Source organism: Archangium violaceum, from assembly GCF_016859125.1.
GTDB classification, from domain to species: Bacteria; Myxococcota; Myxococcia; order Myxococcales; family Myxococcaceae; genus Archangium; species Archangium violaceum_A.
The window spans coordinates 3,558,616-3,582,813 of the sequence record NZ_CP069338.1; the positions used below are offsets into that span (position 1 = coordinate 3,558,616).

The window sequence follows — 24,198 nt, forward strand, 5'->3', positions numbered from 1 at the left end:
AACGGGGAGGTAAGCGTCCTACTCCAGCAACTCACCGAGGGCGATGCCGCGCAGCCCTTCCATGCCCGCTGCTTGGAGCTTCTCCAGCAGGTCCGTGCGCATGAGCGTGGTGTTGGTGTTCTCCGCGAGGCGGAACAGCTTCACATCCTCGGGGACCTTCTCGGGGAGGATGTGGAGCCGCCGGATTCCAGCAAGGCGTCCCGGTGTCTCCGTGGGGAGCCGTCCATAAAGGGACTTCTCGAAGTCGAAGCAGGGCACCTTCAGCAGCGGATTGACGAAGCCGTACTTCTCGGGCCGGACGCGCCCCTTGCGGTCCTTGAGGATGAAGGGCAGGTACTCGGTCTGCTCCTCCGTCACGCCTTCCGCTCGCATGAGGTCCCAGGCTCGCTGGGAGGCCAGGATGACTCGGGTTGTCGTGTAGATGAAGTCCGTGAAGCGGTTGCCGGACCTGGTCGACAGGGTGATTTCCGTCGTCGGAGGGAACTTGGAGGCAAGCGGCACGCCCCGCCGGGCCAGGGCTGGAAGGGGGAGGACCTTGTTGACAGGCTCGGTCGCGGCGATCTCCGGCCCCGGAAAGAAGGGGACCACGACATAGGAAAAGCGAGTCTGGGTCATGAGGTGCTCGTCCGTGAAGTGCACCCTCTTGGACTCGGGAGAGGGCGCTTGGGAGACAACATGCCATGGTGCTCAGCGACCGGAACCCGGATTCGCCTTCACGCGGGTGATGAGCGCCGAGGCCACCTCGCCCGTGTCCGAACTGGACCAGACCAGGATTTCGTCTCCCCGCGCATAGCCGCGTACCAGCGAGCGCACGGCGGCGGCGATGGAGATGGCCCCGCTCGCGGCCCCCGTGTCGCCCAGGGAGATCGCGGGACACTGAATGCTGGTGGGAAGCTCATGGGCCGGGGACAGGCGAACCAGCGCGGTCCCCCACTCGTAGGCTCGTGCCTCCTCGCCATTCAGGTCGGCATAGACCTCGGCGACGTGCTGGCGGCCTTCGAGCGTCCGGGCCACGACGCCGGCCACGCCCTCTCCTGAGCCTCTCTGCTGGCGAGCGCGGCTCTGTGCTTCCTTGCCAATCTGGACGCCCTCGATGAGTGCCTCCACCCGGGCCTGGCGACGCCGGGCCTCTGGCTCATGCTCCACGAGCACCGCCGCGCTCGCCTGCCCCGGCATGAGCCCCACCACCTGCTCTCCCACCTTGAGTCGGCCACGCTGGGCGAGCCATGCCAGCTCATCCGCTCCCACGAGGCTGTCCACTCCGACGATGAGGGCCCGTGAGATGCGCCCCGCCTCGATTTCCTCGCCCGCGGCGTGGATGGCCATGAGGACCGAGGCATGCCCCTGCATCATCAGACATGTACGCGCCGGAGCAATGGGCAGCTCGACCTCGCCCAGGATGGAGGGGATGAGGTGCTCGGAGAAGAGCTCCTCGATGACGGAGCCCAACTCGTCGTTCCGGGGTGGAGACAGGCAGAGGTAGAGCGCGGTGGAGCGCCAGAAGGCGGAGTCGCCGGGTGTCAGGCCGGCGTACCGCATCAGGTCCTGGAGCGCCTGCGCCGCCAGTCGCGTATAGAGGCCGACACCCTCGTATCCGTCTGCGATGCCCTTCAGCGGATGTCCCATCACGAGGGCCGCGCCTTCCTCCTCGTCTTCGGAGAACACCTCGAAGGGAAGGGGTGCTGGACGCGAGAGCCCGGCCCGAAGGGAGGCGCACGCCGTGATGACGTCTTCCCCGATGGTGCTGAGCATTCCCAACCCGGTGATGGCGAGTCTCACGTGGCGTGTCCGAAGAAAGGCCGAGGAGGGAATGCGGCCCGGTTATCGGGCCCCCCTCCGCGAGGACGCGCTCCTGGGAGGCCGGAGGAGCGCGGCGGGGATGAAGGGGTACTGCTCCGCGGTCTTGATTTTTCGAAGGCGGGCGACCCGGACGAGCGCGGTTCCCTCGAGGAACACATTCGCCTCCGTCCGGTCATGGAAGGGGTCCACCGTGCCTGAGTCGCGCTCGCTCTCGATACCCTCCCGCCACTCGGAGGTGACCGCCTCCAGCGCATCCTCGAAGTCGCGCTCGTGGTTGCGCAGCAGTGCGTCCAGGGCCTTCAGGCGAGGAGTATCGAGCTCCGCGAGCAGCCGCGCCAGCCGCTGGGTGTCTTCCGCCGGTGGTGACTCCGGGCCCACGCCCGGCGTGAGCGCGGGAAGGAGCTTGAGGTACAGGAAGTCCTCTTCGTTCTCCGAGTCGGGCATCCACGCCGCGGGCAGGGCCTCATCGATTTCGCGGGTGAGCGCCACGTCACCGGCGCAGAGCGCATCCAGCAGGAACTCTCCCCGGCCGCGGGCCAGGTAATACCGGGTCTTGTCGTCCACCTCGGAGAGGGGCTCGTGCGCCCGCAGGAACATCAGGAACATCCGCGCGCTCTCGGAGAGCCGCTCGCGGCAGGTGCCTGTGTCATGGCTTGCCAGCAGGACACCACAGCCGATGCGGCGATAGAGGCGGCAGGTCTCGAGCGTGAGGTCGGGCACGGGCCCGTCCTCGGAGAGGCGCCCCAGGTTGTCCCGCAGCCGGGATTCCATGCTGTGGATGAGGAGCTCGAGCTTCTTGAGGCCCATGCGTCCTACTCCAGCAACTCACCGAGGGCGATGCCGCGCAGCCCTTCCATGCCCGCCGCCTGGAGCTTCTCCAGCAGGTCCGTGCGCATGAGCGTGGCGTTGGGGTGCTCTGCCAGGCGGAACAGCTTCGCATCCTCGGGAATCTTGTCCGGGATGACTTGAAGCCGAGAGATGCCCGCGAACCCGGCCCCGGGCTCATCGGAGAGCGGGGTGTAGTCGGACTTCTCGAAGTCGAAGCAGGGCACCTTCAATAGCGGATTGACGAAACCGTACTTCTCGGGCCGGGTTTTTCCCTTCCGGTCCTTGAGGACGAAGGGAAGGTACTCGACATGTTCCTCCTTCACGCCTTCCGCCCTCATCAAGTCCCATGCTCGTGGAGAGGCGAGGATGACGCCGGTCGTCGTGTAGATGAAGTCCGTGAAGCGGTTGCCGGACCTGGTCGACAGGGTGATTTCCGTCGAGGGCGGAAACTGGGCGGCCAGCGGCACGCCCCGCCGCGCCATGACGGGGAGTGGCAGGGCCTTGCTCACGGGGTCAGTCGCGGCGATCTCCGGTCCAGGGAAGTAGGGGACGACGACATACGAGAAGTGTGCTTGGGTCATGGATGGCTCGTCCGTCACGCGGAGGGTTCCTCTCAGGAGAGGAGGACCTGATTCGTCTTTATCTGGGTCAGAAGGTCTTTTGCCAAGGCATTCAAGCGTTTGTACAGCTTGGCCCCGGCACGTTTTTCCACGTCGTGCGGCTCTCCCTCTTCGCTGAGGTCTCCTTCCATCTCTTCCGCGATTTCAGTAAGGCGCCTCTCCACCATGTTGGAATAGACCATGTGCCCCCTCGCGCCCCACGGGCAATGGGCGGGCAGACTGATGATCCTCGCAACAATTGGGTTCTCGGCCAGCAGGATGATGTTCTGCGGGTTGTGCATGTTCCACTTCGACTCCGAGACGGTCGCGAGTCGGCGCTCGAAGGGAACGCTCGTCGGCTGACGCAGGATCGCGGACCTGAGCGCCGCGCGCGGAATGATGTGGTGGTACTCGTGGTCGTACGGGAACCACGCACCCAGTCGCTGGCCATGCCGATCCGGAGCGAAGTTCACGGGCTGGCTGATGCCCTTGGTCTTCGCCTGCATGTAGCCATGGCCCCCGAGGTACTCCCTTGTGACGAGTGAGCTATTGATTGCGTGCCCCACATTCCAGGCTTCCTTGTTCAGGGAGAGGCGGTGCAGGGGCTGGCCATAGCCAGCGATGTGTTTCTGGAGGAAGTCACGGGCCTTGGTCGTGAGCTCCCTCAACCGCCCTTCGGCTGCGAAGTAGCGGAAATAGTCACGCCCCACGAGCTTCTCTCCGCTGGCGCGGCGCTCCTGCTGTCGGGCCATCTCCTCGCGGGCCTTGTTGACTTCCCCCCGGTACTCACCCGCCGTGTCCTCGCGAATCTTCTTCCTGTCGCGATTGACTTCGTCAACCTTGTCCTGGGGCGGGACGTACATGTTGAAGCGGGAGCCCTTCGATTCCTCGAAGCCGTTGTTCTGATAGTGACAGGGGTGCGTCTTCCAACTGTCCCCCCTGCCGAAGTCGGCATGCTCCCAGATGCAGCCGGTCGTCTTGGGCTCCTTCTTGTGCTCCGCGAGCAGCGCTGGCTGTGACTTGTAGTGCTTCCTCTTGGCCATGGAGGACTCCTTCGACGGCCTGTCAGTGTACCTCAGCCGCGAAGCCTCTCGGTGAAGGGGCGGCTGAATGCGGTGGTTGGCGCCGCGCGGATGGCCCTCCAACGGGCGAGCTGGTGTTCCACGAACGCACGTGTCGGAACCTGATGCGCGCCCTGGCTGCGCAGCGCCAGCTCCAGGGCCAGCGCATGGCGGCGCCTCATGGGCGCGCTGACGAGCGCGTCGAGCAACGCCTGGGGTGTGAAGGGCTGACCCGCCAGATAGCGCTGCCTTGAGTCCAGCCGGACCCGGGCCTCCCGCCACCACGCCGCCACCTGCTCGGGGTGGGGCATTGGCAGTGCGTCCTCGGGCTTGGGGCTGAGGTCCGCGTCGAGGTCGTCTCCAGCATCCTCTTCCTGCTCCTCCTTCGCGGTGGAATGGACGCCTTCGATGCGCAGCCCGGTGATGGCGCTGAAGGACTCGCCAGCGAGCGCGGCGACAGGCGTTTCCCGCATCAGCGTCACGCAGGCGTCGGCCGCGGCCACGCGCCCGGAGAAGCCGAGTGCCCATAGCACGTTCGCCCGGAGTGTCTCGTCGGAGAGCAGCTCCAACAGCCGCTTCAGGTCCCGCTCGTCGCCCCCCAATCCCAGCAGCAGCAGCGGCAGTCGGCCATCGGGCACGCGTGAATCAGCCGCGGCCCTGCAAGCCGCCCATGCCTCCGGGTGGCTCCCCATCAGCCCCGCCAGGATGGCGGCATCGCGCAAGGCGGGCACCTTCGAATTCAGTGTGCGTTGGAGAAGGGCGGGCTCCAGTGGCAGCCGCGCGCGGCTGGCGGCGCGCAGCGCGGCGGCGGCAACTTCCGGCTCGGGGTGCGAGAGGAACGGCGTACACCGCGCGGCCGTGGCCAGCCCATGTACGCCCAGCGTGTCGAGCACGAGGGCACACAGAGCGGGGGTTGCGTCTTCCTTCTCGAGAAGCGAAGGGAGAGGGGCCGGAATGGCGGAGGAGGGGGCCAGCTCGAACGCACGCCGGAGGCTGGCCAGCGCAGGTGGCTCGGCCAGGGGGAGCGCGGCGAGCACCGCGGCGGACCCGGAGGGCTCTTCGGCGCGCAGCAGCGCCCGCGCGGCGGTGACGATGCGCTCGGGCTCGTCCGAGGCCAGCGCGGGCTCCAGGAGGCGCCGGGCCACGGGCGCTCCTCCCAAAATCAGGCCGTCCGGGTGCGCGGCGAACCGCTCCTCCAACTCTGCCGTGTCCGCCAGGGTGAAGTCGGGCGCGTCGAGTGCTGCCTCCCATTGGCTCCAACGGAAGGCGGCCTCATCGAGGTGCGTCTCGTAGATATCCCAGCGCAGCGACCGCCTGATGTGCTCGACCATCGCGTTAGTTGATTTCCACCGAGCCGCCCTTGATGCGGTGGGTGCCGGTGGCCTTCGACTCGAGGTTCGTGCCCTTCACGATGACCTTGCCGTTGCGGCGCAGGGTAATGCTGGCCTCTCCGCATTTGAGGACGATTTCGTCCTGGCCCTCGATGACCACCCGTTTGCCATCCACACGGGCTTCCATCGAAGGCCGGGACTGCGCGGGAGGGCTCTCCAGCAGCGCGTCCAGTAGGGGCGTGGCGGTGGGCTCCTGGATGAGCCCCATGATGAACGGCAGACGTGGGTCTCCATTCTCGAAGAGGAGGACCACTTTCTGTCGCTGGGCCACGGCGGACTGAAGCGTCCTGGCGTCCACCACCACTCCGCCGGATCCTCCAGGTTGGGCAGCTTCAGCCCCTCCTCGAAGTGACGCGAGCTGGCTCGGAAGCCCGTGCCCACGGGGTTGCGCGGCTCGAAGGAGGGCTTCGCCGGATCCGTTCGATCCCAGCCGCCGAAGGCGCGCTCCCAGGTGAGGGGCAGCTTGTCGAAGGGCAGTGGCTTCGTCGCGGCGACGCTGCCCATGCTTCGGAACCACGTCCGCTCGCCCACCACGCGCACGGCCTTCTTCAGCGGGCCCACCTGGAGGGCCACCATCCCCTCCGTGGCGCCCTTCTGTGGCGCGTATGCGTGGCCGATGAGCACCACGTCCGTGGTGGGCTTGATGAACGCGCTCTCCGGCTCGTACTTGTCGCTGGACTCGCCGGGCTCGCCCCAGGACTCGCCGCCCCACTTCACCGGCACCTGCGTGTCCGCGAGCTTCAACCCGGAGGCATCGAAGGCGTAGGTGGCCTTCACCACGAGCAGCAGCAACGGCCGCCCCTCCTCGTCGGCGAGGCCCATCATGTCGAAGGCGAAGGGGGTTTCGTTGTCGACGGTCGGGTGTCCCATGATGTGTTCGGGTCCGCCTGAATGGGGTGGCCCATCGGGCGGGCCCCGCAGCGTAGCACCCACGTGGGGCGGAGGCCGGGCCCACGACCACGGCCCCGACGAACGGGGGAGGTAGGAAATCGAACGGACTCCGTCACTCCTCCGGGCGCGGGAATCTCCCGCGACTTCCCCAGGGGAAGTGGGGGGGGCGCTGAGTCTGACCACCCTGGCGGGAGTGGCATGTGGACCGGCGCTGCTCGAGGACGAGCGCTCCTCCGCTCCACGGGAATGGCCGGGAGCCTACGGCTTCGTCCCGGCCGGGTCGGCGCCGAGCTGCTGCATCAGGGAGAAGAGGTTCGCGACTCCCCAGTGCTCGGAGATCTTCCCATCGCGCACGCGCATGGCGTCGACGGTCTCGAAGTGGATCTTCCGGCCCGTCGGCGCCACGCCCAGGAAGGTCCCCAGGTGCGTGCCGTGGTACGTCTTGTACGTCGTCACGAGGTCGCCCTCGGCGGTCTGCCAATGGATTTCCGCGCGGAAGTCCGGGAACGCGGCCCGTAGCACGTGGTACAGCGCGCGAGCACCTTCCTTGTCCGGCGAGCGGTTCGGCTGCGGCGTGTGGTCGAGGAAGTCGTCGGCGAAGAGCTCCTCGAAGAGCTCGAAGTTCCCGCGGCTCTGCACCTCCTCGGTATTGCGGCGGACGACAGCCTTCGCGGCCTCACTCAGTGCATTGTCATTCATGGTGTTTCTCCTGTGGAACCGGGTGTCTGGGTGTTGGGTTGGAATTCGAAGCCGCCGATCGTCATCCCGCCATCGACCACGAGCATCTGGCCCATGACGTAGCTGGACTCGGGCGAGCACAGCCACACGGCCGCGGCGGCGATCTCGGCGGGCTGGCCGCCGCGTCTGGAGGGGATGGCGGCGCGGGCCTTCTCCGCGAAGGCGGGGTTCTGCGCGCTGTTGGCGATGACCATCGGCGTCTCCGTCCAGCCGGGGGCGAGCGCGTTGACGCGGATGCCATGGGCCGCGTTCTCCATCGCGGCGACGCGCGTCAGGCCCTGGATGCCGTGCTTCGAGGCGGCGTAGGCGCTCATGCCGCCGGGCCCGGTCAGGGCGGCCACCGAGGCGGTGTTGACGATGGCGCCGCCACCCCCGCGCTTCATCAGCGGCAGCTCGTATTTCATGCCGAGGAACACGCCGCGGAGATTGACCCGGAGCACCTTGTCGAAGTCGTCCGTGGGGTAGTCCTCGAGCCGGTGGGCCCCTCCGGTGATTCCGGCGTTGTTGAACGCCGCGTCCAGCCGTCCCGCCTCCGTCTCGATGCGCTTCACGAAGGCGGAGAACTGCTCCTCGGCCGAGACGTCGATGCGAGCGATCCGGGCCTTCCCGCCAGCCTTCACGATGAGCGTCTGGGTTTCGGCCAGGCCCTTCTCGTCGAGGTCCGCGCCGTAGACGAGCGCGCCGCGGCTGGCGAAGGCGCGGGCCGCCTCACGTCCGATGCCGGAAGCAGCGCCCGTGACCAGGACGACCTTCTCCTTGAAATCGTTCGACATGGTTCTTCTCCTGGATGCAAGGGATTGAGTGTCAGAGGAAGGGCTCAGTCGCGCTTGAGCAGGTTGTGGACCATCAACGGCCCGCCGAACTGCTGGAGCCGGCCGCCGTCGGCGAGCTTGCCGAGCTCGATGGGCGCGAAGCCGAGCTGTTGAATCAATCCAGCGACCTCGGCATTGGCCCGCGCGTTGTTGCCCGACAGGAAGAGGACCCGCCGCCCGCCATCCATCTCCGGAACGCTGGCCAGAAGGGCCGCGGGGAGCGTGTTGAAGGCCTTCACCACCTGGGCACCCGGGACCGCGTCCGCCACGACTTCGCTCGAGAGACGGCCGCCCAGGTCGCTGGGCTTGAAGTTGGAGAAGTTGATCGCGTTCGTCGCGTCGACGACGATCTTCCCTCCCCAGCTCGCGACGCTTCCGACGACGTCGGGCACGGCCTTGAACGGCACGGCCAGGATGACGATGTCCGCCCGGGTCGCCTCCTCGACGGAGACCGGGAGGATGTTCTTGCCCAGCTCCTTCTCGAGGCGGGCGAGTGACTCGGGCCCACGGCTGTTGGCGATGAGGACGTCGATGCCCTTGCGGGCGAACTGACGGGCGAGGGCGCTGCCGATCGCACCGGAACCGATGATGGCGTAGGTCATGACGAGCTCCCGACCGGGCAGAGGCGCGTGGGTCGAGGTTCGCCTCGGGCCTCACGTCCTCGCCCCGGTTCGTTGGGGTTGATGAGGAAGATGTAAGGCCATTCACGTGACGACGAAACGGGTATAAGTTGGGTCGAAACGTTCGAGGAAATCGATATGTTCTCAGAGCCTGGAATGCCGACCCTGGACCAGCTGCGGGTCTTCCTGACGGTGGTGGAGGTGGGCAGCTTCGCCGGGGCGGCGCGCCAGCTGGGGCGGGCGACGTCGGTCATCAGCTACACGATCGCCAACCTGGAGGCGCAGCTCGGCGTGTCACTGTTCGACCGCGAGTCGACGCGGAAGCCGCAGCTGACGGAGGCGGGGCGGACGGTGCTGGCGGAGGCGCGCACCGTGTCCAACAGCGTGGATGGGCTGCGCGCCAAGGTGAGGGGCCTTCTCCAGGGACTCGAGGCGGAGCTCCACGTCGTGCTCGACGTGCTGCTGCCCGCGTCGCGCGTGGTCGACGCGCTCAAGGCCTTCCGGGAGCAGTTTCCGACGGTGTCGCTGCACCTGCACATCGAGGCGCTCGGCGCGGTGACACAGCGGGTGCTCGATGGCTCGGCGACGGTCGGCGTCTGCGGACCCATCGAAGTGGCCGCCGACGAGATCGAGCGCATCCGGATTGGCAGTGTTCAGATGCTCCCCGTCGCGGCACCGGATCACCCGCTGGCGAAGGCGAAGCGGAATCGCCCCGGTGCCGGACGCGAGCATGTCCAACTGGTGCTGACGGACCGCTCACAGCTCACGCAAGGCAAGGACTTCGCGGTCCTGGGCAGCCGGACGTGGCGGCTTGCGGACCTGGGCTCCAAGCACATGCTGCTGAGAGAGGGGATTGGCTGGGGCAACATGCCCATCGAGATGATTCGAGAGGACCTCGAATCCGGACGCCTCGTCCACCTGGACATGCCCGATTACAAGGGGGGCATCTACACCTTCGATGCCATCTACCGGGCGGACACTCCGCCGGGGCCGGCCGCCTCCTGGCTCATCTCCCGCTTCAAGGGCCAGGCTTCGGAGTAGGCCAGACTGGAGAGAGCCGCCCTCCACTGGAGAGGAACTCTGTGAGCATAAGCTCTCCTTTCATGGTTACCCCGTCTCCATCACGTACGCCGATGTCGACGAGTACTGCCACGACAAGCAGGGGCTGGAGCAGGCATTGAGCCAACTCCTCGGGCATCCCACGACGGGAGAAGTGGCCCGCGAACCTGCCCGTATGGATGGCGGGCGAGCATCGGGGGATGGCTCCCTGCCATCCCGGGCAGTGCACAGGGTGATTTCATGCTCGGCAACAGAACGTGGGATGACTGGATTTCAGAGTACTCGAAGAGTCATACCCACTCCGTCAATCGCTTCTGCCATACCCTGGGCATTCCGATGATCGCGGCCTCGGTGCCGCTCGCGCTCGCCTCGCCTTTCGTCCCGGGGCTGTGGAAGGTCCCCGCGAGCCTCTTCACGGTGGGCTGGGGCTTCCAGTTCGCCGGCCACGCCTTCGAGCGCAAGCCACCCGAGTTCCTCAAGGACTGGCGCTTCCTCTTCGTGGGCCTGCGCTGGTGGGCCGCCAAGATGGCCGGCCGGGCCTGACGCATACGACGCCTCGAGGGCTCGGCCCCCGTGCGCCTCGTCACCGGCTCCCGGACGAGGCAGCGCCTTCATCCAGCACCTGCGCGCCGACCTTCCTGGCCGCCTCGAGGAGCTCGTCACTGAGGCGCGTGCCGCGAACGGCTCGTGACAACGACAGCGCGCCATACATGAGGGCGAGCAGCGCCAGCGCCTTCTCCCGGGGCTTCTCGCCCGGACCAACGAGGAGGAATCATGAACGGCCGAGTCGCTGCTCCCAAGACCACGCGGCACCTCCAGGAGTTGGAGCAGATCCTTAGCGCGCGCGAGGTGCGCCCGGGTGCCGTGCTCACCCCGGCGTTCGGCGCGAGCTCAGTAATTGGATGCTGAGGCGCGCGGCACACCGGCCGCGCGTTGAAGCGCTCGAGGCGGTTGCCCGAACGCCCGGACGAACGAGCGCCGCATCCTCTCGCGATTGCCGAAGCCGTTCTCGCGGGCCACCTCTTCGACCGAGAAGCGGCCGGACTCCATCATCACTCGCGCGGACTCGATGCGCAGCCGTTCGATGGCCTTCGCCGGAGACTGCCCCGTCTCCTCGCGGAACAGGCGGCTGAACTGTCGCGGGCTCAGGTGAGCGGCGCGGGCCAGTTCCCGGACGGACAGCTCGGCGCCGAGGTGTTCCCTCGCGTAGGCGAGGGCGGTCTGGACCCGGTCGGATTTCGCGTCGAGGTCCAGCAACGCCGAGTACTGCGATTGGCCGCCGGCACGCCGGTGGTAGACGACGAGCTTCCTGGCGACCATCCGCGCCGTCTCGGTGCCAAGGTCCTTCTCCACGAGCGCCAGCGCGAGATCGACACCGGCGCTCATGCCGGCCGAAGTCCAGATGGGCCCGTCGACGACGAAGATGCGATCCGCGTCCACTTCGATCTTCGGGTACTTCTGCTGCAACGTGCGTGCGAAGTGCCAATGCGTGGTCGCTCGCCGGCCATCGAGCAGACCCGCCTCGGCCAGGATGAATGCGCCGGTGCAGATGGACGCGATCCTGCGTGTCCGGCTTCCGGCGCCGCGAAGGTAGCTCAACAGGCCCGCCGAGGCCGACGCGCCTTCGCTGTTGCCAGCGACGATCAACGTGTCGAACGCGCGGCGCTTGAAGGCCGCCGTCTGGAGCTCGTATCCCAGCGAGGTCGCGACGAGCCCGCCGTGCTCCGAAAGCAGGCTGAGCTTGTACTCGGTCGTCCCGGTCTGCTGGTTCGCCATCTCGAACACGGAGGTGACGGCGAGGCTCATGGCCGAAAACGAGGGGTAGAGAACCAGTCCGATCGTCCGCATGGAGGCTCCTGGATGAACCATGTTCGAATGTCCCAAAAGGTGGCATCTACGACATTCGGGACATGCGGCAGCACGCTACGCTTCTCACCATCAACCAGCAACACAGCTGGCCGAAAGGGAGAACGAAGATGGGCAGCGTCTCGAACAAGGGGAAGGCGGTCATCACTGGCGCGTCGTCGGGCATCGGAGCCGAGTACGCCCTGCAGCTGGCCGTGCGTGGCTACGATCTCATCCTGGTTGCTCGTAATCGGGCCCGGCTGGATGCGCTCGCGGCGCGGCTGAACGGCATGACGGGACGTCAGGTCGAGGTGGTCGAGGCGGACCTGGTGGCGCCCGAGGGCGTGCGTCGCGTGGAAGAGGTCCTGCGCTCCGATCCGCACATCACCCTGCTGGTCAACAACGCCGGCGTCGGCGCGGTCGCTCCCCTGCTCGAGTCCGACCCCGACAAGATGAGTGAGATGATCGCGATCAATGTCCTGGCGCTCACGCGGCTCACGATGGCTGCCGCACCGGGGTTCGTCTCGCGAGGTGGCGGAACGATCATCAACATCGCATCGATCGTGGCGATCAAACCCGAGCTGCTCAACGGCGTGTACGGCGGGACCAAGGCCTTCGTGGTCGCCTACACGCAGTCCTTGCATCATGAGCTGCGCGACAAGGGCGCGCGTGTCCAGGCGGTGCTGCCGGGGGCGACGCGAACGGAGTTCTGGGACATCGCCGGTGCACCGGTTCACACCCTCCCGAATGAGATCGTGATGAGCGCGTCGGACATGGTCGGTGCCGCGCTCGCGGGCCTCGATCAAGGCGAGCTCGTGACCATCCCCTCGCTGCCAGAATTTCCAGCATTTAGATCGAAGAGCGAGCCATCGGCGCATGAGACGGATGAGGGCCCAGTTGAAGAGGGGGGCAGGGCCTCAAGAACTGTGTGCTAGGCTGGTGTAGAGGCGGTGCAGCCGCCTTTTGGGCACATGCTGCGCTCCTATGACGGCTTGCAGCATTATTGAGGTTGCCGTGAAGGGCACTACGGTGGGGTTGGGCAGCCCGAAGCGTGCGACCTTGCCGCGGCGGAAGAGTGCTGGCGCCTTTTCGGGGAACTCCTGTACGCATCGACACGGGCGGCACGTGGTTGTTTCCGGAAGGAAAAGGTGCGCTGCGCCCGAGGGCTTTCGCTTCGTTGGCTGGGAGGTGGACAATGGTCGTTGAGTCGTCACGGGCACCGTGGGCGGGCCTGCTGATCACCATGGCTCTGCTGTCCGTCGGCTGCGCTTCGCTGACGCCACCGCCAAGCCGGGAGATGGACCTGCGCTATACGCCGCTCGAGGTCGTAAGACCTGCGTTGGCTGAAGGGCCGGGCGAGGAATCTTCGTTCGCCCGCCTCTCCCCGCCAACCTCGCAGCCTGAGCCCGAGGAGCCGGAGCGGCTACGCCGACGCCGGGCTTCCCGAGAGGTCGTGCCGGGCGCTACGGGAGCTGCGCGGCAGACTGCTCTCGCGACTCACTTGGCGTTTCGTGGTGCCGTTCACGACGTCTCGGGCTCGACCCTCCGCATCTCCGGTGAGCTCTCCAGATTGTAGGCCAGCAAGTGGGGCATCGCCGGCAATGCCGCCGGCCTCTTCGTCCGCTACCTCGATTATGGCGAACGTCAACTGCGGTGGATTGACGCCGAACTTGCCGCCGCCACCCGGCTTGCCACCTCCGCTTCAGAGCTGGATGACCCGGACATGCAGCTTGCCCTCCTGCGCCTCGCTGGCCCACGACTCGAGGCTGCCATGCTCGGCTCCATCCTGCTCGCGGCATGGCTCGACTTCCTCAATCTTGTCGATGTGGTGCTCAAACAGGGTTTTATCAGCGTGGAGACGTTGTTCGTGAGCATGGAGCGCTGGCAGAAGATGCTCGAGCCCTCCATGAGGGCTCTCTCCTCTCTGGAGCGAGGGCATGTGGAGGCTGTTGCGAACGACATTCTCGCGCTGATGGGCCATCTCTCCGGCGAGTTCAATTCGACCGCTGAGACCATTCGCGTGGCGATGAAGCGCGGTGAGCAGGCGATGCTGCTGGCGCAGTTCCTTGAGATGGTCACCATGTTATCGGCGATGAAGCTTTCGTTGCCTTCGCTGCCGCCATCCGCCCCCGCCACGCTCGGCATGAGCCTGATGGTGGGGGGCGACGGCGTGATGATGGGCACGCGAATCGTCGTGTCAGCCGAGTGGATGGATATGATGCGCCGGCTCGTGAGGGCGGGAGTCATCTCTCTTCCCGCCGTCAGCGCCGCTGTGCGGATTCAGGCCGGTCAGGTGATGATGGCGCAGGCGCACGACGAGTTACCGCAGGGCGTGCGCAACGCGCTCGGCGACGGGCCAGAGGTGCGGGGAATGCGTGTGACGGACAGAGCGGGGGCCGGCATGACCGAGCCACCGCGGCACCATGTCCTGCCGCGAGAGTTCCGTGAGTGGTTCGAGAAGCGCGGCTTTACCGGCGACATGAGCATCGATCAGTTCTGCGTCAGAATGGAGCAGGCACGTCACGAGGCGATTCATGGAGGTGGCAACTGGCGCCTCGGTCGCACATGGCCCGGCGAATGGAACCAGATGATCATGGAGACCCTGCGTGATGCCGAGACCAAGGCGGGCCGGATGTTGACGCGGGGCGAGATCCTGAACATCTCGTCGCGGAGAACATGCGGGACTACCGTATTCCGATGAAATTCATCCCTTGGGGAGCGCGATGAACGAGGACCGTTCTTGGGACGGCAACTGGAAGGTCCGCCTCTATGAGCGGGTCCGAGAGCGTGGTTTTGATTCGCTCACCTCCTTTGCAAAGGCTCGCCCTGCCGTTCCACTGTATTTGCTGGCCGAGGAGCTTGGTCCGGACGATGTCGCCGCTGTGCAGGTGTTGAGTGGATTGCTCGCGGAGGCGGAGCGAAGCCATCAGGTCACTCGCTTTGTGCGCGATGTGCTCGCGCGCGAGCTGTCGCAGAGTGTACCTGATGGCTGGCCGGCCGTACTGGACGATGCCAACCGCTTCAAGGTCGCCAAGGCACTCGGCCGCTGGACTGCCTACTCCCCAGAAACCCATAAGGTGCGTGTAAAGCAGATCGGCGATGCGCTCATCGCTACACCGCCGCCACCAGGTTGGCGCCCGCTCGGGCCTGACGACGAGCTGCTGCGTACGCTCCTTCCCGATGAGGAAGTCTGAACTTCACCCCTGGAGAGGGTAGCGAGTTCCAGGGGGCGGTAGGAGGCGCGCTACTCCTCACGGAGGATGAGGAGTCCGCGTGCCATGTCCACGACGTACACGTAGCCGTCTCCCGGGACGCGCAGGCCAATGGCGCCGTCGAGGAAGTCGTCCCGGCCGGGGTCCGTCTCCCGGTAGGTGTTGAAGTACGCCACCTGGGTGGGTTTCGTGGGATTGGAGACGTCCAGGACCCGCAGGCCCTCCTGATACCAGGCGATGTAGAGGCGCTGGCCCACCAACACCATGTTGTGGATGGAGATGGCGTCGCGCAGGCGGAACTCGCCAATCTTCACCATCCGGGCCGGGTCCGTGATGTCCAGCACGCGCAGGTGCGCGTCGATGTTCTCCCCGCCCTCGAAGGCAATGGTGCGGCCGGCGAAGGTGCCCACCACGGTGGCGTGGCTGTACTGGTTGGGGAAGCTGTAGGTGCCGAGCGTGCGGACATCGCTCGGATTGCTCGCATCGGCCACGACGAGGCCCACGGAGCCATGGGCGACGTACAGCTGCCCATCCCGGGCGAACATGTCGTGAGGAGCGGGGAAGCCCACGGTGTTGGGCGCCAGGTATTGGTTGAGCAGGGTGGGAGACTGGGGCGTCGAGATGTCGAAGATCAGCACGCCCGAGTCGGAGGTGGTGGCGGCGTACAGGCGGTTGCCATCGACGAAGACCGTGTGGACGTTGATGGACCTGCCCGGTACGTCCTTCAACAGCCACGGGTCCGCTGGCTGGGAGATGTCGAAGACGAGGACGCCGCGTTCGTCGCTGGCCACGTAGAGGGTGTTGTCCTGGGTCCAGGCGCTGTTCCAATAGCTGTCGCTGGGCAGGGTGACGACCTTCTTGAGGACCGGGGCGCTCTTGTCGCTCACGTCGAAGACGGTGAGTCCGCCCGTGCGTCCCTTGTAATCCATGGACACCACGTAGGCGTATCCCCGGGTGACATGGACGTCCGCCGGCCGGCCCAGGGCCACGTGGCTCTCTGAGACGAGCCGCAGGCCGGAGGACTCGGACTCGCCCTCGCGCCACGTCAGACGGGTGGCGCGGAAGGTGCTCCCCTTGCCGTTGACCCGCCCATTGGTGCAGGTGAAGTAGCAGCCGGTGAAGTCCGTGCCGCCAGGGGACTCGCAGGCGGCCAAGTTGTAGCTCTGGGTGCCTCCGTCCGATTGGGTGGTCTGCGCGGAGAAATGGAGGGTCCGTCCATCCTGCAGGAGGGTGGTGATGGGTCTGCCATTGGCGAGGCCGGTCCCCCCGTCCGCCGAGAAGAGGACGTTGCCTCCGAAGAGCGTGCCCGCCGCCTCGCTGCGGAGGACCAGGTTGTAGTGACCGCCCCGCGGCACCTGGGCGAGCGTGTCCCGGTTGCACGCCGAGAGGTCGACGTAGCTGGGGTCACCGCAATGCTCCGAGGTGCCTCCGTCGTTGATGATCCGGCAGGCGGAGAGGCGGCCGGGGTCCACCAGGTCGCCCAACTCCTCGAGGGGCGTGGCCGTCCCATCCCAGGCGCTCCCGGCATCGAGCCCCGCATCGGGCGTGGGTTGGCTCGGGTTGTCCGGGCAGCCCAGGAGGGCGACGAGAGGAATGAGAGCAGGTGCACCTGGGTGACACGGGTCCAATTCATTCGAATTGCTCCAGGAGGAAAGGGGGACATCCTCTCCAGGTCCTCCTTCACGGTGCAAGTCATTGGCACCGGTGTAGATTCCAGGCCATGCGGTCTTCTCGCAAAGGGTGGGGCCTCTTCATCGGAGCCGTCCTGTTGGCCGGGGTGCTCTGGTTCGCGGGGCGGCCCTCGGAGCCGGCTCCTTCCGTCGTCCCCCCGCGTGCTCCGGCCACCCGTGCGCCGGTCACCTCCGGGAACGGGGCCTCCGTACGAGCGGAGGATGCGCGGGACTCGTCACAGCGGGGTGTTTCCCTGGCGCCGTCCGGGAGCATGGAGCGCTGCCTGGAGCTCGACTCCTGCGAGTCGCGGACGCTCGACATCACGTTGCCGCACGGCGTGCTCGTGCGTGGCAGGGTGGTGGACGAGGCCGGACACCCCGTGGACGGGGTTCGAGTGGCGCTGAGCCGTCCTCCTCCAGGGGGAGGGGAGGATGCGCCTGTCTTCGTCTCCACCGTGTCCGACGCGGAGGGGACGTTCAGCCTGGATGCGCCGGAGCCCGGGGACTACACCGCTCACCTGTCGCACCCGGACTTCCTCGTCACCGAGGGGCCCGTGTCGGCTCCGGTGGAGGGGGCTCGGCTGGTGCTGCGCTCCGGCACGCACGTGGAGGTCGAGGTGGTGGACGAGTCCGGACGGCCCGTCGCCGAGGCCGAGGTGTCCGTCCGCGTCGCGGGCGCCGAGGATTCCCATGAGGAGAAGACGGGCACCACGGACGAGCGCGGCAAGGTGACGCTGAAGGGCTTCGAGCCCGGGAAGTACGTGGTGACGGCCCAGCTCCCCTTGGAGGGGCATCTGCGCAGGGTGCGTCGGAGCGTGGAGTCCCGCGGCGCGGAGTTGCTACGGGTGCGTCTGTCTTTCGAGGCGGGCCTGGAGCTCTCGGGGGTGGTGGTGGATGGCGAGGGCCTGCCGGTGGAGGGCGCGCGGGTCGAACTGGCGCCCGTTCCCCTGAGGGACTCGCGTGAGGGGCATGACACACGGGAGGAGTCCGTTCCCGAGTCCCTGGCGGATGCGTGGGACTCCGAGTCGGTGCGTCCGCTCCTGACGGATGCGCGGGGGCGGTTCACCATGAAGCATCTGAGGCCGGGCTACTACCAGGTGACGGTGCTGAAGGAGGGGTATGTCCTCCGAGCGCCGACGGCGCAGGGGGAGATGGACTCCACGCCGAGCGTCATCGTGTCCGCCGGGGCGCGCGAGGTCCGCCTGGTGCTCGACTTCCTGGGTATGGTGAAGGGGAGGGTGGTCCGTGCGGATGGCTCGCCGGTGACCCGCTTCCGGCTCAATGACCTTCCCGTGGAGGACGAGCAGGGCGTGTTCCGTTGGCCCATCGAAGAGGATGGAGAGCTGGTGCTGACCTTCGCCGCGCAGGACCTGGCGGGCACGGAGCGGAAGGAGCGTGTGCGGCGGGGCGAGGCCGTGGACCTGGGCGACATCGTGCTGCGGCTCGGGCGCGAGGTGCGCGTGCGGGTGGTGGACGCGGAGAGCGCCAGGCCGGTGCGCGGCGCCCTCCTGGACCTGCGGACGCCCGAGCAGGGGGGCGCGGCTTCGACGCGCTCGTTGCTCTTCCGGGAGACGGCGATCTCTCGGTACAGCGGTCGGTTCCGCATGTCGACGCGCCTCATCCTGACGAACGAGGAGGGCGTGGGGGTGCTCCCCCATGTGGAGTCGCAACCGCTGCTGCTGATCGCGCGCCATGATGATTTCCTGGAGACGCGTGTGCCGCTCGGAGCGGAGCAGCGGGAGGTGGTGGTGCCGCTGAACGCGGGGGCCAGGGTGGTGGGCACCGTGCGGGCCGGGACGGTCGCTGTCGACAGCGGCACGGTGCTGTTGTGTTCGCCGGACGGAGGGCCCTCCGTGCTCGCCGTCATCCACGAGGGAGCGTATTCGTCCGGGCCCTTGAGGGCGGGGCGCTACACCCTCCAGGTGGCGGTGGGGAACGTTTCCTCCGACGAGCCGCCCCCCGTCTTCCTCCCCCGTTCCGTGGAGGTGCCCGCGAGCGGGAAGGTGACGCTGGACTTCGAGGCCGCGCCGCGCGGGACCGCCGTGGAGCCCCAGGCGACATGCCGCTGAGCCCTTCCACGGTATTGGGCTTTTCCGGCTTGACTGGATAACTCGTGGCGGACTTCTAATGGATGTCTTCACCCGGAGTTGAAGAGGAGAAGAGCCGATGAACCCGTCCAACAACTCGAAGCCCACCAAGTCCCTGAAGAAGCTCGTCCTGAACACGGAGACCGTGCGCGTCCTCACCCAGTCCGAGACGGCGGCCCCGGGCGTCGGCCGCGATGCCGGCCCCCGTCCGTCCGGCTCCGACTATTGCGGCGACTCCATCTTCCTCGTCTGCGGCTGCTAGTATCGGCCCGTAGCGAGCGACGTGCCGGCTCACCGTCGGCGGCCATCCCCTTCGCGTGGCTCGTCGCAGAGAAACCGAATGGTCCCCATCGGCGGTGAGCAGTTTCCGGGTGACGGAGCGTGGCGCCCCCTCCTGGAGGGACAGGCGCGCCAGTCCGCCACCACCCTCCTCCGCTCCCTGGCGGAGGCCCTGCGTTCCCCTTCGAGTCATCCGACTCCCTCGCTCGGCAGTGGCTCCGCGGGGGCCGCCCTGTGTCTGGCCTACGTGGGCACCGCGATCGGTGAGGAGCCGCTCGTCGACGACGCCGTCACCCTGCTGTCCTCGGCCATCGAGCAGGCGGGCGCGCGCCAGATGTCCCCGGCTTTCGCCGAGGGCCTCGCCGGCGTGGGGTGGGCCATCGAGCACCTGCGGAAGGAGCTCGGGTGGGGCGACGGGGATGATCCCAACGAGATGCTCGATGACGTGCTCCTGCGGCATGTCTCCCGGGACGCGTGGCTCCAGCCCTGGGGACACCTCGAGGGACTGACGGGGGTGGGCGCCTACTTCCTGGAGCGGCTTCCCTCGCCCCGGGCTCGCGCGGGCCTGGAGCGGATCGTCCTGCACCTGCTCGAGGGGGCCTGGTCCACCCAGGGCCTCGGCCGCACCTGGTGGACGATGCGGCAGCTCCTGCCCGAGCCCCTGCGCTCCCGGCATCGGTTCGGCCACTATGACCTGGGCGTCGCTCACGGCGTCCCCGGCATCCTCGGCTTCCTGGGCCAGGTGTCCGCCGCGGGCATCGCCCGGCCGGAGAGCCAGGGGGTGGCTTCCAAGGCCATGGAGTGGCTCTGGTCGAGGCGCACGTCCGAGGAGCCGTCCCGCTTCCCCGCGTATGACGGCTCGGAGGTGCCCCACCCTCCCGCTCCCGAGGGCTGGGAGCATGGCGCCATCGGCCTGGGGAGCGCGCTGCTCGTCACCGCGGACGCGCTCGGGGATACGGGGCGGGCCTCCTCGCTGCTGTCCTGGCTCCGCGCCACGGCGCTCGCGAATACGGAGATCTCGGGCGACGACGTCGGGCTGCGCCGCGGCGCCGCGGGGCTGGGCCACCTCTACAACCGGCTCCACCAGCGGACCGGAGAGGCGGTCTTCGCCGAACGGGCCCGCGCGTGGCTGCTGCACGCGATGGAGCGGGCCGCACGGCAGACGCGGCTGGGGCTGCTCGATGGGGCAGCCGGAACGGCGCTGGCGCTCCTGGCGGCCACCTCGTCCCAGGCGCCGGCCTGGGATCGCCTGTTGTTGCTCTCCACTCGAGGCTCACCATGACTCCCGCGCAGGACTTCGCGCACCGGGTGGAGGCCTTCCTCGAGAGCCTCCGCCAACAGGACACCCTGGCCATCATCCAGTACGGCAGCTCGCTGCGCCCGGCGGACTTCGTGCCCGGCCAGAGCGATCTGGATCTCATCGTCATCTCGCACGAGCCGCTGCGGGATGTGGCCAATGATCTCGGCTACAGCTACACCTTCATCCCCCCGCGCGAGTTCATCGCGAGCATCACCGCCGGGGACATGTTCTGGTTGTCCGCCCTGCAGTCCGGGCAGGTGCGCCATGATCCCCAGGGCTTCCTGCGCAACCTCCAGGCGCTCATCGCCAGCGGGCTCGACCTGAGGCCCAACCTCACGACGATCCGCAGCTGCGCCGTGCTCATCGGCACCCAGCTCGAATCCGCCATGTCGCTCTACTTCTCGGGAGGGGAGGGCGCGTCGGCTCGCATCCTTCGCCTGCTCTATTCGGCGGCGAAGGGGATTGGCGGCTACATCGCGATCGCCGCCACCGGGGAGGATCCCCACGGCTTCGAGGGCATCGCACGCACCCTGGAGGGCTCCTACCCGGAGACCGCCGCGCTCATGCGCACCACCCGCGAGCGCATGCGCCAGCCCGAGCGTTTCCCGCACCAGCCCCGTCCCCGCACGCACCTCGAGGACGATGCGCTGGGCCGTTGCATCCTCGAGGTCGAGCGCGCCTACATCGAAGGGGTCGCGCTCGTCCCGGGGCGGCGGATGACCAACACGCTCATCGACGAGTACCAGCGCGGCCCCACGCCCCTGGGGGCCACGTTGTTCGTGCGCATGGACAACAACCGGCACACGCACTTCGTGGTCGGCCGCTCCGGGGGCGGCTACTGCCTGTTCGGCCTGTCGGACACGCGCCAGCCCCAGGGCCCCTTCTTCCGCCAGAACTTCCCCGATCGCCAGGGCCTCGAGAGTGTCCTCGGTCCGGTGGCCCTCCCTTCGTGAGCAGCAGGAGCACTCGAGATGATCGTCCTCGGTTTCAACCACGGTGGTGTCGGTGACGCGGAGACGCCGTTCGGCCATGACGCGGGGGCCGCCCTCGTCATCGGCGGGAAGGTGGTGGCCGCCGCCGAGGAGGAGCGCTTCGCGCGCGTCAAGCACACCTCCCGCTTCCCCGCCGGAGCCATTACGTACTGCCTGGAGACGGCCGGCATCGGCCTGGAGCAGGTGGATTGCTTCTGCTTCCCCTGGAACCCGGAGCTGGACCGGCAGAACGTGGCGCGCGCGGACATCGAGCTGTCCTTGATTTTCAACCGTCACAGCCTGCGCTCGCTCGTCCACGCCGAGCTCTTCGACGGGTTCCGCGCCCACTTCGGCTTCACCGTCCCCGAGCAGCGTCGCCGCCGCGTGCCCCACCACCTGGCCCATGCGGCGAGCACCTTCTTCTGCTCGCCCTTCGAGCAGGCCGCGTACCTGGTGGTGGATGCATACGGTGAGATGGTCAGCACCTCGTACGGCCGGGGCCGGGACACGCACCTGGAGCCCATGGAGCACACGCTGCTGCCGACGAGCATCGGGGTGCTCTACGCGGACGTCACCCGCCTGCTCGGCTTCCACAGCCGCGAGGACGAGTACAAGGTCATGGGTCTGGCCGCTCATGGCTCCCCGGAGCGCTTCCGCGAGCTGTTCCGCTGCCAGTGGCGCCCCACGTCCACCGGTGTGGAGCAGGTCAGCGACGAGCGCTCCCGTGCCGCCGTGCTCGAGCTGACCCGCTACCGGCGTCTCCCCCGGACGCCCGTCACCGCCGAGCACCAGGACATCGCCGCCGCGCTGCAGGAGTGTCTGGAGGAGCAGATGCTCCACCTGGCCCGGGTCGTCCGGGAGCAGACGGGGGAGCGCCACCTGTGCCTCGCGGGAGGTGTCGCCCTCAACAGCACCGCCAACGGCAAGCTGGCGCGCTCGGGCCTCTTCGAGGGGCTCTTCATCCAGCCCGCCGCCAATGACGCCGGCACCCCGCTCGGAGCGGCGCTCTTCGAGGCCCACCGGCACAGCGGCCGGCGCAAGGGCTCCTTCTCCGCGTATCTCGGCCCCGCGTTTCCGGAGAGCCGCATCGACGCGGCCTGTGAGCGGCGCAAGGCGGAGCTCGTCGTCACCCGGCCGGAGGATCTGCTCTCCGAGACCGTGCGCCGGCTGGCCCGGGGGCAGATCCTCGGGTGGTACCAGGGGCGCATGGAGTTCGGGCCGCGCGCGCTCGGCAACCGCAGCATCCTCGCCGATCCGAGGAAAGCGGGGATGAAGGATCGCATCAACCACGTGGTGAAGCACCGTGAGTCCTTCCGCCCCTTCGCGCCCGCGGTGCTCGCCGAGCACGCCTCCGAGTACTTCGCCATGGGGCCGGTCGCGGAGTCTCCGTTCATGTTGATGACCGTGCCCGTGAACCCGGAGCGCCGCGGCTCGCTCGAGGCGACTGTTCATCTGGACGGCACGGCGCGCGTGCAGACCGTCTCCGCCGAGCAGAACCCGCTCTTCTGGCGGTTGCTCCAGCGCTTCCACGAGGAGACGGGCGTCCCGGCCCTGCTCAACACGTCCTTCAACGTCAATGGCGAGCCCATCGTGTGCACGCCGGAGGACGCCATCGAGAGCTTCCTGTCCACGGAGCTCGATGCCCTGGTGCTCGGTGACAGGCTCATCGAGCGGCGTGCGTTGAGTCTGGAGGACCTCCTCCCGCTGCGCCCGCGTCTCCAGGAGGGCGTGCGGCTGCGCACCTCGCTCACGGCTCCGGGCGAAGGGGTGGTGTGGCGCAACACCGTCGTCAGCCGCCGCCATTTCCAGGCCGAGCTCCAGGAGGATGCCGCGGCCCTGCTGCTCGCATGTGATGGGACGAAGACCGTGGCCGCCCTGCTGGAGGAGCTGGCCTCGGGTGGGGAGGAGCGCTCGCAAGTCGCGGCGAGCCTCTCCGCGCTCCTCGAACGCTTCCTGCGGCTGCGCCTCATCTGTCTGGAGTGAGCCGACGCCAGGACCGGGTTCCCATGATCGATCTCCTCGACACCATCCGCGGCCTGGTGGAGCCGCTTGCCCACGGTGAATACGTGGCGGACTGGCAGGCACGCGCGGCGCGGCTGTCGGCGCTCGGCGATTACTATTCGCTGCGCATGCGCGACAACCCGTTCCTCGAGTCGGAGGACGCCGGCCTCGGCGGACCCTTCGGCTCACCCGCGCACCTGCGCTCCCAGATGCACGCCCACTTCGACGAGGCGATGGCGGCCCGCTCCGTCTCCTATGGCTTCGCCCTCGGGCCACTGACCGGGACCGATCGGGAGCTGTTCGCTCGCGCGTACCACCAGGTCGACTCCGTCGAGAAGATGGCCATGAGCGCGATCGCCCATGCCCTCTACCGGCTCCAGCCCCCGCTTCCGGTGGCCCTCCAGCTCTGCGGCGTCCTCTACGACGAGGCCCTCCACCTCACGGCCCTGAGCTCGCTGCTGGCCATCCCTCAGGAGAAGGAGCCGTGGATCACCCCCAAGCGCGAGCCCTTCTGGCACGAGCTCCGGCGGACGGAGGATCTCCTCTCGTATGTCTTCCTCCAGCACTGCCTGTCGGAAGCGGAGGGCAGCATCGCGGCGGCGGAGAAGTGGCGGCAGCTCCAGCAAGCCGGCGCGGGCCCCACCGCGACGCGGGTGGCCCATCGCATCTTCGTCGAGGAGACCGGACACGCGCTCACTGGCTATATGGTGTTGAAGCAGCTCGACGAGTCCTTGCCCGCGAGCGTCTTTCACCGGCTCGTGGAGCGCTATCTGGAGAGCGAGCCGCTCGTGGAAGCCTCCACGCGCAAGGGACAGCGGCAGCGGTTCGCCCTGCGACTGGCGGAGCTGTACATCACCCGGAGGAGCCTCACGCAGGTGCACGCGGAGCTGATGCGATGCGCACGGGCGGCGGCGCTCCCTCTCCCTCTGGGAGAGGGCGGGGGGTGAGGGTATTCGACTCCGTGTTCCTCACCTGGCTTCAATCGCGGTACGTCCGTGTCCCATCGGTGCCCGCTGTCTCGGGTTCCCGAGTGG

General features: G+C 67.8%; 24 protein-coding genes and 1 pseudogene. 12 read left to right on the forward strand and 13 right to left on the reverse strand.

Annotated elements, in window-relative coordinates; all coding sequences use genetic code 11:
* Nucleotides 1–18: 18 nt before the first annotated feature.
* From JQX13_RS15345 to JQX13_RS15395, 11 genes and pseudogenes are all read right to left on the reverse strand, one after another.
* A complete protein-coding gene (locus JQX13_RS15345) occupies nt 19–615 on the reverse strand; it encodes an imm11 family protein (RefSeq protein ID WP_203409762.1) in 597 nt (198 codons plus the stop codon).
* A 72-nt stretch (nt 616–687) separates the two neighbouring features.
* Entirely contained in the window at nt 688–1,779 is a 1,092-nt protein-coding gene (locus JQX13_RS15350; protein WP_203409763.1) for a hypothetical protein, read from the reverse strand.
* Between the two features lie 42 nt (nt 1,780–1,821).
* Nucleotides 1,822–2,607, reverse strand: coding sequence for an immunity 49 family protein (locus JQX13_RS15355; RefSeq protein ID WP_203409764.1), 786 nt, complete (start codon nt 2,605–2,607; stop codon nt 1,822–1,824).
* 5 nt (nt 2,608–2,612) lie between these two features.
* Nucleotides 2,613–3,209, reverse strand: a complete 597-nt coding sequence (locus tag JQX13_RS15360) for an imm11 family protein (RefSeq protein ID WP_203409765.1) — start codon at nt 3,207–3,209, stop codon at nt 2,613–2,615.
* A 32-nt stretch (nt 3,210–3,241) separates the two neighbouring features.
* Entirely contained in the window at nt 3,242–4,270 is a 1,029-nt protein-coding gene (locus JQX13_RS15365; RefSeq protein WP_203409766.1) for an AHH domain-containing protein, read from the reverse strand.
* A gap of 32 nt (nt 4,271–4,302) precedes the next feature.
* Nucleotides 4,303–5,619, reverse strand: coding sequence for a TIGR02270 family protein (locus JQX13_RS15370; RefSeq protein ID WP_203409767.1), 1,317 nt, complete (start codon nt 5,617–5,619; stop codon nt 4,303–4,305).
* Between the two features lie 4 nt (nt 5,620–5,623).
* Nucleotides 5,624–5,983 carry a DUF6484 domain-containing protein gene (locus JQX13_RS15375; protein ID WP_239014766.1) on the reverse strand — a complete coding sequence of 120 codons (360 nt, stop codon included), beginning with the start codon at nt 5,981–5,983 and terminating at the stop codon, nt 5,624–5,626.
* Nucleotides 5,984–6,042: 59 nt separating this feature from the next.
* Nucleotides 6,043–6,549: pseudogene (locus tag JQX13_RS15380) on the reverse strand (DUF2169 family type VI secretion system accessory protein); the annotation flags it as partial.
* Nucleotides 6,550–6,828: 279 nt separating this feature from the next.
* Nucleotides 6,829–7,269, reverse strand: a complete 441-nt coding sequence (locus JQX13_RS15385; protein WP_203409768.1) for an ester cyclase — start codon at nt 7,267–7,269, stop codon at nt 6,829–6,831.
* The gene (locus JQX13_RS15390; protein WP_203409769.1) at nt 7,266–8,081 is read right to left on the reverse strand and encodes an SDR family NAD(P)-dependent oxidoreductase; all 816 of its coding nucleotides are present in this window, start codon (nt 8,079–8,081) and stop codon (nt 7,266–7,268) included. The genes JQX13_RS15385 and JQX13_RS15390 overlap by 4 nt, the downstream gene beginning before the upstream one ends.
* A 44-nt stretch (nt 8,082–8,125) precedes the next feature.
* The gene (locus JQX13_RS15395) at nt 8,126–8,722 is read right to left on the reverse strand and encodes an NADPH-dependent F420 reductase (protein WP_203409770.1); all 597 of its coding nucleotides are present in this window, start codon (nt 8,720–8,722) and stop codon (nt 8,126–8,128) included.
* A 174-nt stretch (nt 8,723–8,896) separates the two neighbouring features.
* Between JQX13_RS15395 and JQX13_RS15400 the strand changes: the two genes are divergently transcribed.
* The 3 genes from JQX13_RS15400 to JQX13_RS55380 all read left to right on the forward strand — a co-directional run bounded on the left by JQX13_RS15400 (nt 8,897) and on the right by JQX13_RS55380 (nt 10,708).
* Entirely contained in the window at nt 8,897–9,781 is an 885-nt protein-coding gene (locus tag JQX13_RS15400; RefSeq protein WP_203409771.1) for a LysR family transcriptional regulator, read from the forward strand.
* Between the two features lie 258 nt (nt 9,782–10,039).
* Complete coding sequence (locus tag JQX13_RS15405) at nt 10,040–10,342, forward strand: Mpo1-like protein (protein WP_203409772.1); 303 nt, start codon at nt 10,040–10,042, stop codon at nt 10,340–10,342.
* Nucleotides 10,343–10,573: 231 nt separating this feature from the next.
* Nucleotides 10,574–10,708 carry a hypothetical protein gene (locus JQX13_RS55380; protein WP_275424997.1) on the forward strand — a complete coding sequence of 45 codons (135 nt, stop codon included), beginning with the start codon at nt 10,574–10,576 and terminating at the stop codon, nt 10,706–10,708.
* On the opposite strand, the gene JQX13_RS15410 is transcribed toward JQX13_RS55380, so the two are convergent.
* Nucleotides 10,691–11,647 (reverse strand): GlxA family transcriptional regulator, encoded by a 957-nt coding sequence (locus JQX13_RS15410; protein WP_239014767.1) that lies wholly within the window; start codon nt 11,645–11,647, stop codon nt 10,691–10,693. The two genes, JQX13_RS55380 and JQX13_RS15410, sit on opposite strands and share 18 nt — an antisense overlap.
* A gap of 62 nt (nt 11,648–11,709) precedes the next feature.
* Between JQX13_RS15410 and JQX13_RS15415 the strand changes: the two genes are divergently transcribed.
* From JQX13_RS15415 to JQX13_RS15425, 3 genes are all read left to right on the forward strand, one after another.
* Nucleotides 11,710–12,579: an SDR family NAD(P)-dependent oxidoreductase gene (locus tag JQX13_RS15415; protein ID WP_239014768.1), complete on the forward strand. Its 870-nt coding sequence runs from the start codon at nt 11,710–11,712 to the stop codon at nt 12,577–12,579.
* Between the two features lie 788 nt (nt 12,580–13,367).
* On the forward strand, nt 13,368–14,345 hold the full coding sequence (locus tag JQX13_RS55920; protein WP_343211095.1) for a DUF2380 domain-containing protein: 978 nt from the start codon (nt 13,368–13,370) through the stop codon (nt 14,343–14,345).
* 22 nt (nt 14,346–14,367) lie between these two features.
* On the forward strand, nt 14,368–14,838 hold the full coding sequence (locus JQX13_RS15425) for an NUDIX hydrolase (protein ID WP_203409773.1): 471 nt from the start codon (nt 14,368–14,370) through the stop codon (nt 14,836–14,838).
* Between the two features lie 50 nt (nt 14,839–14,888).
* On the opposite strand, the gene JQX13_RS15430 is transcribed toward JQX13_RS15425, so the two are convergent.
* The gene (locus JQX13_RS15430; RefSeq protein ID WP_203409774.1) at nt 14,889–16,484 is read right to left on the reverse strand and encodes an LVIVD repeat-containing protein; all 1,596 of its coding nucleotides are present in this window, start codon (nt 16,482–16,484) and stop codon (nt 14,889–14,891) included.
* 314 nt (nt 16,485–16,798) lie between these two features.
* Between JQX13_RS15430 and JQX13_RS15435 the strand changes: the two genes are divergently transcribed.
* The 6 genes from JQX13_RS15435 (at nt 16,799) to JQX13_RS15460 (ending at nt 24,111) form a co-directional block, all read left to right on the forward strand.
* Nucleotides 16,799–18,595, forward strand: coding sequence for a carboxypeptidase regulatory-like domain-containing protein (locus JQX13_RS15435; protein WP_203409775.1), 1,797 nt, complete (start codon nt 16,799–16,801; stop codon nt 18,593–18,595).
* Nucleotides 18,596–18,692: 97 nt separating this feature from the next.
* Nucleotides 18,693–18,875, forward strand: coding sequence for a hypothetical protein (locus tag JQX13_RS15440; RefSeq protein ID WP_203409776.1), 183 nt, complete (start codon nt 18,693–18,695; stop codon nt 18,873–18,875).
* A gap of 78 nt (nt 18,876–18,953) precedes the next feature.
* On the forward strand, nt 18,954–20,174 hold the full coding sequence (locus tag JQX13_RS15445; protein ID WP_203409777.1) for a lanthionine synthetase LanC family protein: 1,221 nt from the start codon (nt 18,954–18,956) through the stop codon (nt 20,172–20,174).
* Nucleotides 20,171–21,145: a hypothetical protein gene (locus tag JQX13_RS15450; RefSeq protein ID WP_203409778.1), complete on the forward strand. Its 975-nt coding sequence runs from the start codon at nt 20,171–20,173 to the stop codon at nt 21,143–21,145. Before JQX13_RS15445 ends, JQX13_RS15450 begins: the two co-directional genes overlap by 4 nt.
* A gap of 18 nt (nt 21,146–21,163) precedes the next feature.
* Nucleotides 21,164–23,146, forward strand: coding sequence for a carbamoyltransferase family protein (locus JQX13_RS15455; protein ID WP_203409779.1), 1,983 nt, complete (start codon nt 21,164–21,166; stop codon nt 23,144–23,146).
* 23 nt (nt 23,147–23,169) lie between these two features.
* Entirely contained in the window at nt 23,170–24,111 is a 942-nt protein-coding gene (locus JQX13_RS15460) for a DUF455 family protein (protein WP_203409780.1), read from the forward strand.
* The last annotated feature ends 87 nt before the right edge of the window (nt 24,112–24,198 follow it).